At 58.8% G+C, this 8,889-nt stretch carries 12 protein-coding genes; 3 read left to right on the top strand and 9 right to left on the bottom strand.

Features of this window, described 5'->3' with window-relative positions; all coding sequences use genetic code 11:
* The 3 genes from EKM88_RS13525 to EKM88_RS12315 all read left to right on the top strand — a co-directional run.
* Positions 1 to 204, top strand: a 204-nt coding sequence (locus tag EKM88_RS13525; protein ID WP_225418482.1) for a hypothetical protein, incomplete at its 5' end; no start/stop codon positions are given.
* Positions 205 to 521: 317 nt separating this feature from the next.
* Positions 522 to 716 carry a hypothetical protein gene (locus EKM88_RS12320; RefSeq protein WP_125706606.1) on the top strand — a complete coding sequence of 65 codons (195 nt, stop codon included), beginning with the start codon at positions 522 to 524 and terminating at the stop codon, positions 714 to 716.
* Positions 694 to 924 (top strand): hypothetical protein, encoded by a 231-nt coding sequence (locus EKM88_RS12315; protein ID WP_164512101.1) that lies wholly within the window; start codon positions 694 to 696, stop codon positions 922 to 924. The genes EKM88_RS12320 and EKM88_RS12315 overlap by 23 nt, the downstream gene beginning before the upstream one ends.
* Before the next feature lie 241 nt (positions 925 to 1,165).
* Here the strand turns inward: EKM88_RS12315 and EKM88_RS12310 are convergent, their stop codons facing one another.
* From EKM88_RS12310 to EKM88_RS12275, 9 genes are all read right to left on the bottom strand, one after another.
* A complete protein-coding gene (locus EKM88_RS12310) occupies positions 1,166 to 1,756 on the bottom strand; it encodes a hypothetical protein (protein ID WP_125706602.1) in 591 nt (196 codons plus the stop codon).
* A 186-nt stretch (positions 1,757 to 1,942) separates the two neighbouring features.
* Positions 1,943 to 2,422 carry a 23S rRNA (pseudouridine(1915)-N(3))-methyltransferase RlmH gene (gene rlmH / locus EKM88_RS12305; RefSeq protein WP_125706600.1) on the bottom strand — a complete coding sequence of 160 codons (480 nt, stop codon included), beginning with the start codon at positions 2,420 to 2,422 and terminating at the stop codon, positions 1,943 to 1,945.
* Positions 2,423 to 2,508: 86 nt separating this feature from the next.
* On the bottom strand, positions 2,509 to 2,628 hold the full coding sequence (locus EKM88_RS13370) for a putative metal homeostasis protein (RefSeq protein ID WP_164512100.1): 120 nt from the start codon (positions 2,626 to 2,628) through the stop codon (positions 2,509 to 2,511).
* A gap of 26 nt (positions 2,629 to 2,654) precedes the next feature.
* A complete protein-coding gene (rpsN, locus tag EKM88_RS12300; protein WP_125706598.1) occupies positions 2,655 to 2,924 on the bottom strand; it encodes a 30S ribosomal protein S14 in 270 nt (89 codons plus the stop codon).
* Position 2,925: 1 nt separating this feature from the next.
* Positions 2,926 to 3,819, bottom strand: coding sequence for a metal ABC transporter solute-binding protein, Zn/Mn family (locus tag EKM88_RS12295; protein WP_225418481.1), 894 nt, complete (start codon positions 3,817 to 3,819; stop codon positions 2,926 to 2,928).
* 254 nt (positions 3,820 to 4,073) lie between these two features.
* Positions 4,074 to 5,870, bottom strand: a complete 1,797-nt coding sequence (gene pepF, locus EKM88_RS12290) for an oligoendopeptidase F (protein WP_125706596.1) — start codon at positions 5,868 to 5,870, stop codon at positions 4,074 to 4,076.
* A 23-nt stretch (positions 5,871 to 5,893) separates the two neighbouring features.
* Entirely contained in the window at positions 5,894 to 7,345 is a 1,452-nt protein-coding gene (locus EKM88_RS12285) for a peptide MFS transporter (protein ID WP_125706594.1), read from the bottom strand.
* Positions 7,346 to 7,448: 103 nt separating this feature from the next.
* Complete coding sequence (locus EKM88_RS12280) at positions 7,449 to 7,994, bottom strand: ECF transporter S component (RefSeq protein WP_125706592.1); 546 nt, start codon at positions 7,992 to 7,994, stop codon at positions 7,449 to 7,451.
* Between the two features lies 1 nt (position 7,995).
* On the bottom strand, positions 7,996 to 8,838 hold the full coding sequence (locus tag EKM88_RS12275; protein ID WP_125706590.1) for a PfkB family carbohydrate kinase: 843 nt from the start codon (positions 8,836 to 8,838) through the stop codon (positions 7,996 to 7,998).
* Positions 8,839 to 8,889 lie beyond the last annotated feature (51 nt).

Raw genomic sequence — 8,889 nt, 5'->3', positions numbered from 1 at the left:
CGCCGACCTTGGGCAATTTCTTCGCCGAGTGGTGTCAAAAACTTCGCATTACTTGGTAAAGCTATATGCCGTCTTCAAAAACAAATCAGTCCACTGTTTTCATATTTACGTAGCCAGGACCAATTGTTTTCCTTGCTACTAGATCCAAATCGCGGCGACGTTGCCTTTCCTGGCAAACTCACCGCGACAATCAAAGCAAGTTGATCGAATTACATTATCGCACATCTGGTCGTACCAGAAGCGTATGCGTTAGCCTTAATCAGCGGTATCTTTACTAGCATGATTGATGAATGGGTAAACCGAAATTTTCAAGAATCACCAGAAGACTTCGCAGTATTGACGTTGAAAATCATCAAATCACTTTCGCATGAGATCATGCATTGACCTGGACGAAATTAGACTATTATTTCAGTCCTTCTCCAACACATCTCAAAGATGCGTCGTGTTCATCTTTCAGCTACGATAATATTCTCTTAGAGTCAAGTGAGTATCAGCCCACGCCATTGAAAGGATATGATCACATGAAAACTGAACACTCTGGCTTTAAAGCAAAAAAAGCTGACCATGACGAAATCGAACACGGATTTCGTGCTGTATTAGATTTCGAAGAAGCTTATCCCGATCTTTACCAGTACAGTTCAACAAGCTACTACATACGTCCAGTGCCGGAAAACGCAGATGAAGAATATTGGAATGTTCATCGACTCTTCTTATGATTACCCCGCCTGCATGACATCTCTCAAAAGTGCCGCACAACGTCCTGAAACTAAACAGGCTCAGGCCTTAATCAGCAAAGTTTTTGCACACGCTGACGGCTTCTTGACCGGCAATGCAGATCTTAGCGATGGTTTGCCAAATCTGATGAATTTGATCGAGCACTGGACTGAAGTACCATCATTAAGAGTTAAAGCTCTCAAACACTAGACACGACAGAGCAGACACTGCTTCACACTGAACGCGTGGACAAAGCAGCGCCTGTTTTGTCGTATCTAACCCCCTGCACGTCGCAGTAAGTCACGATTCAACTGAATCAACTGCAATACGGGTTGGCATAACAATCACGACAGCGCGTAGTCCGAAAAAACCTCTGTGACGAACAGAGGTACAATAAAAGTGATTTTTATCGTGCTCTCAATGTATATACAATTCAATTTGAATCACACAGCTACTCTGATGTCACGCAATAGTCCATTACCTTTTTCATTAATATCAGTGAGAATTCCACTCCTTCTTTTTCTGTTAACACATCTGCGAGCATAATTTTATCATGTAACTGGTTTGGAAATCTGATCGATAGGTAAGTCATTTTCTCCCTATTACTATCCCAAAACCGGTACTTAACTTCAGAATCGTTTAAATGTCCATGGAAAAACTTATAGATACTCTGATTTGATTTATCCCAGTTCAGCAAATCATGATTAAACCATACGTCATCCCAACTAGTAAAAACTGGAAAATGAGAGAACAAATTTCGAAGAGATCTAAATAATCCTTCCGCGATTTCCGCTTCTTTTGGTGGCCTCGAAACGCGCATGTCTTCAATTACCCATTTGATTGGCTCATAGTGTAAGACTTCACCATAAATGTTAAACACATCTCTAATTTTTGAGAAACGAATGAATGGCGCTTGCTCCCAGAACTTATCACTTTTTACTATTTCATCGTATAGATCGTAGAATCTATTAAACGCAAGCGTTAAAAATAGTACTTCCTGTGTGTTCGGTCTCAATTCAGCTGCTTGATCATCTTTTATCATTTTCCACACCTTCAACCGTGAACCTATTAATTGTCAAAATCACACATTATTCCTGAGCCGCCAGAAGTACCCATTGGACTTTTCCCATATCACTACCACACTTGTAGGAAACGGATATTGAAATACAGCCGTCGCTCATTAAAGAGTGGTAAAACGGTATTCACCGGCCTTGGCTAAGTAACCGCCTCACTTATGATACGGGCTCCCAATATTGATCATAAACGCCCGGTACACCTGCTCGATCAGCACCAGCCGCATCAGCTGGTGCGGCATGGTCAGCTTGCCGAAGCTCAGGGTGTTGTTGGCGCGTTTCATGACGGCGGGCGACAGGCCCAGGGAGCCGCCGATGACGAAGGTGATGTCGGAGTGGCCGTAGGTGGTCAGGTCTTCGAGTTCCTTGGCGAAGGCCTCGGAGCTGCGCTGTTTGCCTTCGATGGCCAAGGCGATGACCCACTCTTTGTCCTTGATCTTGCCGAGGATGCGCGCGCCTTCAAGGGCTTTGACGTTAGCCATTTCGGCGTCGGACAGCGACTCCGGGGCTTTTTCGTCGGGCACCTCCACGATGTCGACCTTGGCGAACTTGGTCAGGCGCTTGCGGTACTCGGCGATGCTGTCCTTGAAGTACTTTTCCTTCAGCTTGCCCACACCGATGATCTTAATATTCACGTGTCTCCCCCGTTTCTTGTCTGCCTGTATGATACCAAAAAGGCGGCCGCCTCGCATTCCGTGAATGGTGAGCGACCGCCTATCGGTTAAGCTTTACCCTGGCGCTTAGCGTCCTTGATGGTGCGGAGCGCGCGCTTGCGGGTCTTGATGTTGGGGCTTTTCATCTCGCGCCGAGCGGTCGCGAGGTCAGTGGGTTTCGTTGCCATGAGGGGCCTCCTTCAGATGGGTTGGCTTACCAGCTTGCCTTTTTGACGCCGGGGATCTGGCCGGCGTGGGCGAGGGTGCGGAAGTTCAAGCGGGACAGGCCGAACTTGCGCATGTAGGCGTGCGGGCGGCCGTCCAGGGTGTCGCGGTGGTGCAGGCGCACGGGGCTTGAGTCGCGGGGCAGCTTCGCCAAGCCGGCGTAGTCGCCGGCCTGCTTGAGGGCCGCACGTTTGGCGGCGTACTTCAGCACGAGCGCTTGCTGGCGCTTGGCTTTTTCGATTTTGCTTGTTTTGGCCATGTTAGTCTCCTTGTTTGGTTTGAATCGCTTTGAGTTGGTTATACTGGGCGGTCATCCAGCTGGTGTAAGTTTTACCGGCGGGCATGGTTTCGGTCACCTGCAGGACCGGAATGCCGGCGGCGCGCACCTGCTTGACGATGTTGGTGACGATTTTGCTTTCAACTTGGGTGTTTTGAACGAAAAAGGCGATCTGCTTGCCCTGTATCTGTGCTTCGAGCGCCCGGATGTCCTTGGGGCTCGGGTCGGTGCTTTCCTCAACCGCCTGGGCAAAATGGTCATTGACGATGGTGTAGCCCAGGTAGCTCAGCGCGTTGCTGAATACGGGCTCGGACACCGCTACTTTTTGACCGACGGCGCGGGCCTTCAGCGCATCGATCTGCTTCAACAGCGGCTGCAGCTTCTTGATGTAGGCCGCGGCGTTATCCGCGTAGGCCTGCTTGTGGGCCGGGTCGCGCTGACCAAACGCCTTGGCCAGCGCGGTGGCCATTTTGGGCATCACGTCGGGCTTGTACCAGATATGTTCATTCTCCCCGTCCTTGATCCCGACGACCTTGGCGGCGGTGACGGTGGTGGTGTTCCCGCTATCGGCCGCGATGAGCTTGGTCATCCAGCTATCGTAGCCGCCGCCGTTATCGATCACGATATCGGCATTCGCCACGGTTTTGGCCACTTCGGTGGTCGGCTCGTAGTCGTGCGGGTCGACGTCGAGCTTGTCGATAACGCTGGTAACGGTGCCGTGCGTGCCGACAACGGCCTTGGCCACTTCACCGTAAAAATCGACGCTCGCCACGACCTGCAGGCCCTTGTCCTGACTTGCCTTTGTTTGGCAGCCACTGAGCAGCATACTTGCGCCGAACGCCAATCCGGCGAGCGCAAGCCACGTTCTCCACTTCATTGAGATCCCCCTGTTTTCCTAAAGCGTAACGGTTACGATTAATAATTAATATCTTACCAGCGCGGCGGCAAAAGTCAAGCCCCGCCCGCATTACGCTTAACGCCTCGTTAATCGTAATGGTTTCGGATAAGCAACTTTAGCAGGATAGCACGCAGGTCGCGCGCGGTCAACCGACGCATTGGCGGGTAACAAAAAGAACCGAGACAACGCGTCAAGTCGTCTCGGTTCCACTTCAACTCAATGTGTGTGCCACGCTACTTCAGCAGTGCTTCCAGCTCATTCAGCTGCGCCTCAAACTCAGCGAAGGCTTCATCGAGGTAGGTCGGCTGAGTCACGTCGATGCCGGCGCGCTTCAACACGGTGACCGGATCGGCGCTGCCGCCGGCCTGCAGGAACGCCTTGTACTCGGCCACGGCTGGTGCGCCTTCGGTCAGGATGCGGTGCGCGAAGCTGACGGCGATCACCTTGCTGGTCGCGTACTGATACATGTAGTAGTTATAGAAGAAATGCGGGATCTGCGCCCACCCGGCGGTGGCCCACGGCACCTGGCTCAGCGCCGGGCCACTGTAAGCTTCGGCGATCGCCTGCCACTTCGGCGTCAGGGTGTCCGGGGTCAGTGGCGTCCCGGCGGCTTCGGTTTCGTACATGAACTGCTCGAACTCGGCGAATTGCGCCTGACGGTACAGCGTGCCCACAAAGTCATCCACGCTTTGCGTCAGCAGGTAGATGGTGGTGGCCCGATCGCCTTTGGACTGATCGAGCAGGTACGCGTTGAGCAGGCTTTCGTTGGTGGTGGACGCGATCTCGGCGGTAAAAATCGGGTAGCTGGCGTCCCACGATGGCTGCGCGGCAAAGGCGTAGACGCTGTGTAGCGCGTGGCCGGACTCGTGGACCAGCGTGCTCATGTCACTGTACGTGTCCGCCCAGTTGAGCAGGATGTACGGGTGCGCGCCGTAAACGCCGAGCTGGAACCCACCCGAGGTCTTGCCGCGCGTCTCCAGCACGTCGACCCAGCGGTGGTCGAACTCGTCTTGCAGGTGCGCCAGGTAGTCCTCACCCAGCGGCGCCAAGGCGGCCAGCGCCGTAGTTTTGGCGTCCTCATAGGTCGGCTTGAGCGGCGGCTCAGTGCCGCCCAGCGGCATGTGCGTGTCGTATGGGTACAGCGTCTCAAGCCCCTGCGCGCGCTTGATCAGCGCGTAGTAGCGATGCAGCAGGTTCAGATGCGCATGCGTCCGGTGCAAAAGCGTGTCGTAGACGCTTTCGGGCAGCTGGTTTTCGCTCAGGTCCATCTGGCGAGCCGAATCGTAGTGGCGCAACTGCGCCAGCGCGTTTTGCGTGTGCACGTGGGCGTTCAGGGTCTGCGCAAACGTGTACTGATGCGCGACGTAGCTCGTTGCCATCTGACGGGCGGCCTGTTCACGCACCGGCCGCGGCGCCTGGGTGGCCAGCTGACCCCACAGGCCCTTGGTCAGCGCCTGCGCGCCGTGCCAGTCAATGTCGCCGAAGGTCAGGTCGGCATCGTCAAGCGTTTCCTGAATGGTTCCCGGTGCGTCCAGCGTCTGCCCCAGGGTGGCCAACAGCTCCTCTTGGGCCGTGTCCAGCACGTGCCCGCGACGCTGGCGGATCACGGTCAGCTGGTAGTGATACGCGGCGAGCTCAGGTTCTGCCACCTCAAACGCCGTCAGCTGGTCCGCGCTCAGCGCGATCAGCGCCGGCTCCAGCCAGGCCGTGGCGGCGCTGAACGCGGTGGCGGCCGCCTGCGCCTTGGCCAGCAGCTGCTGGGCCGCGCTGTCCGTCTGGTCCTGCGCCGTGCTCAGTGACGCGTAGGCGTACACCTGCTCCAGCACCGTTTGGCTCGCGTAAAACCGCTGGATCACCGCCAACACCTGCCCGGCATCCTGCGTGAACGTTGCCTCAGCCGCAGCCAACGCCGTCGTGTCAGCGGCCAGCGTTTGCAGCGCGGCGTCAAAGGCCGCGGTGTCTGCGAACAGGTCGGCCAGGTTCCACGTTAACTCCTGCGGTGCGTCTTGTCGTGCGAGTTGTTCTGCCATTTTCGTTACCCCTTTTCGGCGGGCTAAAGCCCACTTAAACTGCCGGCCTCAAGGCGCCGGTGCCAATAACACAACCCCAACCCATACAGGCTGGTCAATCCGCCAATGCCGAGAAAATACGCCGCCTCGTGCCCCGGCAGATACCACCGGACCAACAGCGCGGACAGGCCCGCGCCGGCCGCCTGCGACAGCGCATAGACGGTCACCATTTGCGTGGCAAACGCGACCGGCGCAATGCGCGTCGCCATCGCCGTGCCGATCGGTGCCGTCAGTGACTCACCCAAGATGATGAGCACATAGAACCCGACGAGCCACAGTGGGGACACCCGAGTGTGCGGGCCAAACCACGCCAGCGGGCCGGCCATGAACAGTGGGCCCAGCCCCCAGAACAGGACCCCGAGGCCGAACTTGAGGCCGTCACTGGGCTGGTGGCGGCCCAGGTGCGCCCACGCGAGGCTCATTGCGAGACCAAAAACGATCGCCAGCACTGCCGGAATGGTCTGAAACGCGGCGGGCGTCAGGTGCAGACCGCCCCAGGTCAGGCGCACGCGCTCCGCGGCGTACAGCGCGAGGATGCCCGTTGACTGGCCGTACACCATCATGCAGATGCTGTTGCCCACCAAGTATACGCTGAAGTAGCGGATGCGCCGCCGCTCTGGAACCGTGGTTTGCGGGCTGCGTAGCATCGCGGCACTCGCGATCACCGGCAGCAGCAGGCTGAGCCAGCCGATGCCGGTGGCCAGCCGCGCGGCCGACAGCCAGCGCTGCGCCACGCTCAGCGCGACTAGCGCAGTCCCCACCAGCGTGGCCAGGAGCACCTGACGACCGAGCCGCTGGCGTTCGGCTGGTGTGAGCGGCGCCGGGGGCCGCACGCCAAGCGACTCGAACAGCCGCTTTTGCAACCACACATACGGCAGCAGGCTGACGACCAGCACGACCGCGGCGCTCAGAAAGCCAGCCGCGTAACCCCAAGTCAGCGCGATGGTGCCGGTCACCAGCGGGGCCGCCGCGCCGACATTGGCCGTGATGTACAGCAGCGCAAACGCCGCGTCACGCAGCGGGCTGATGGCCGGATACAGCGCCCCGGCCAGCGCATTCAGGCACTGGCCGGCCACGCCTGCGCCGATGGTCTGCAGCACCAGGCTGGCATACAGCGCGGTGGTCCCGCCATGCGGCACTGCCAACAGCGCGATGCCGACCGCTTTGATGCCGTTACCGATCCACAGGGGCGCGCGCATCCCCACCAGCCGGTCCGCCGCGTAGCTGCCCGCCATGCCGGCTAGGTAACCCACCGCGGTGAACGCCGCCATCAGTTGCGTCGCCGCGATCCGGCTGAATCCCAGCCCCACGCCGCTGGGGGCGTACAGGTACAGGATCAGGATCGCCGACACCCCGTAGGTCGCAAAGCCGGTGCCCAAAGACGCCAGCGCTAACGTTTGGAACGCGGGTGGGTGCCGCGCCGTTGTCTTTGCCATGTCCTCACCTCCGTAGAGCTACCCTATCACACTTTTCTCACGGTGTACTCATTTTCAGTCAAAAAAAAAGGCCGCATTGCGCGGCCCCGCTGTGGCACTCGGTTTACTGCAGGCGCCGGCGCACCAGCGCATTGAGCGCCAGGTACAGCACCGGCACGATGATGGCTGTTGCCACCGAGTTGATGGCGGTCGCCGGCAGGCTCAAAAACGCGGCGACCATCGCGACCGTGGCCTTGGTGCCAACCATCAGTGCCTCAACGATGCCGACCAAATACGACGTGACCAGCTTGGTCAGCCCGCCGATCACCCCGATGGCGACGATGCGCCGCGGGTGATCCGGCAGCTTCAGCGCGCGGCTGGCCTGCGTCAGCACCACGGCCATCACGGCCACCTCAAGCACCGTGAGCCAGCTCGTGGCGGCGTACCCGTTGAGCAGGTCGAACCCGCCCAGCCCGATCGCCCCAGCGACAAAGCCATAACCGCCACCAAGCCACAGAATGGCCAGGATCATCAGCGGATTGCCAAAGTGAATGAAGGGCCGGCCGACTAAAGCCGGGAGTGGGATCCGCAGCAACGAGATCCCAATGAAGATAATGGCGGCCATCAAGCCCGTCATAATTAAGCGGCGCAGTCGGTGTGCATGAGTCATTTTAATCCTCCTGTGGGGGTATCTGGGTCAGCAACCACGGCAAGGCCGCCGCATACGCAACGCCCAGCCGTGGGTCGAGCCGGCGCCGGTGGGTCACCACCAGCGCCTTGTGAATGAACGTCTCGGCCAAGGTCACGGCCGCTTCCAGCGCCTGCCCGCGCACAAGGGCCCCAGCCAGCACACTGGTGAAAATATCGCCGGTGCCAAAATAGTCCCCCGGCACCGGCACCAAGGTGTGGGTAAAGGCCCCGGCGGCGGTGTGGCCCACCACGGCCTGCGCCCCATCTGCCAGCGGGACGCCCGTCAACACCACCGCCACGCCGAAGCGCGCCGCCACTGCCGCGGCCAGCTGCTGGGCCTGGGCCACGGGCCACGGGCCCGCCGTCAGGGGCTGGTCGAGTAGCGCCTGGGCCTCCGTCACATTGGGCGTGATCAGCGTGGCGTGTTGCACCAGCTGGCGCATTGATGCCACTGCGGCGGCATCAAAGCCGCGGTACAACCGGCCGTGGTCTCCCATCACCGGGTCGACCAGCCGCAACGGCGCCTGAACCCGCGGTAACCACTGCCGCCACACGGCCATTGCCGGCTGGCTCAGGTAGCCGATCACCACGGCCTGAACGGCTAGATCGAGCGTTTGCCAATGCGTGAGGATCCCCGGCATCGCCGGTGCGAGGTCCAGCATCGTGTTGGCCCCGAGCCCACCGGTGTGCGTGGACAGCAGCGCCGTGGGCAGCGCGCACGGCATCACATCAAGCACCGTCAGAAGCGGCAAGGCGGCCGTCATCGAGACCCCGCCCACGCCGCTGAGGTCCTCACTGAGTAGCACTGCAGGTCGCTGAGTCATTTTCAGAAACACCTCCGATTGCTTCATTGTAATCGCCCCGTGGCGGTTTGA

It is taken from the genome of Lacticaseibacillus daqingensis (assembly GCF_003946115.1).
GTDB classification, from domain to species: domain Bacteria; phylum Bacillota; class Bacilli; order Lactobacillales; family Lactobacillaceae; genus Lacticaseibacillus; species Lacticaseibacillus daqingensis.
This window is presented reverse-complemented; position numbering and strand designations above follow the sequence as displayed.

Coding starts and splice junctions, on each gene's coding strand:
- EKM88_RS12320 (WP_125706606.1), top strand. CDS start 522: ATGAAAACTGAACACTCTGGCTTTAAAGCAAAAAAAGCTGACCATGAC.
- EKM88_RS12315 (WP_164512101.1), top strand. CDS start 694: ATGTTCATCGACTCTTCTTATGATTACCCCGCCTGCATGACATCTCTC.
- EKM88_RS12310 (WP_125706602.1), bottom strand. CDS start 1,756: ATGATAAAAGATGATCAAGCAGCTGAATTGAGACCGAACACACAGGAA.
- EKM88_RS13370 (WP_164512100.1), bottom strand. CDS start 2,628: ATGGCAACGAAACCCACTGACCTCGCGACCGCTCGGCGCGAGATGAAA.
- rpsN (WP_125706598.1), bottom strand. CDS start 2,924: ATGGCCAAAACAAGCAAAATCGAAAAAGCCAAGCGCCAGCAAGCGCTC.
- EKM88_RS12295 (WP_225418481.1), bottom strand. CDS start 3,819: ATGAAGTGGAGAACGTGGCTTGCGCTCGCCGGATTGGCGTTCGGCGCA.
- pepF (WP_125706596.1), bottom strand. CDS start 5,870: ATGGCAGAACAACTCGCACGACAAGACGCACCGCAGGAGTTAACGTGG.
- EKM88_RS12285 (WP_125706594.1), bottom strand. CDS start 7,345: ATGGCAAAGACAACGGCGCGGCACCCACCCGCGTTCCAAACGTTAGCG.
- EKM88_RS12280 (WP_125706592.1), bottom strand. CDS start 7,994: ATGACTCATGCACACCGACTGCGCCGCTTAATTATGACGGGCTTGATG.
- EKM88_RS12275 (WP_125706590.1), bottom strand. CDS start 8,838: ATGACTCAGCGACCTGCAGTGCTACTCAGTGAGGACCTCAGCGGCGTG.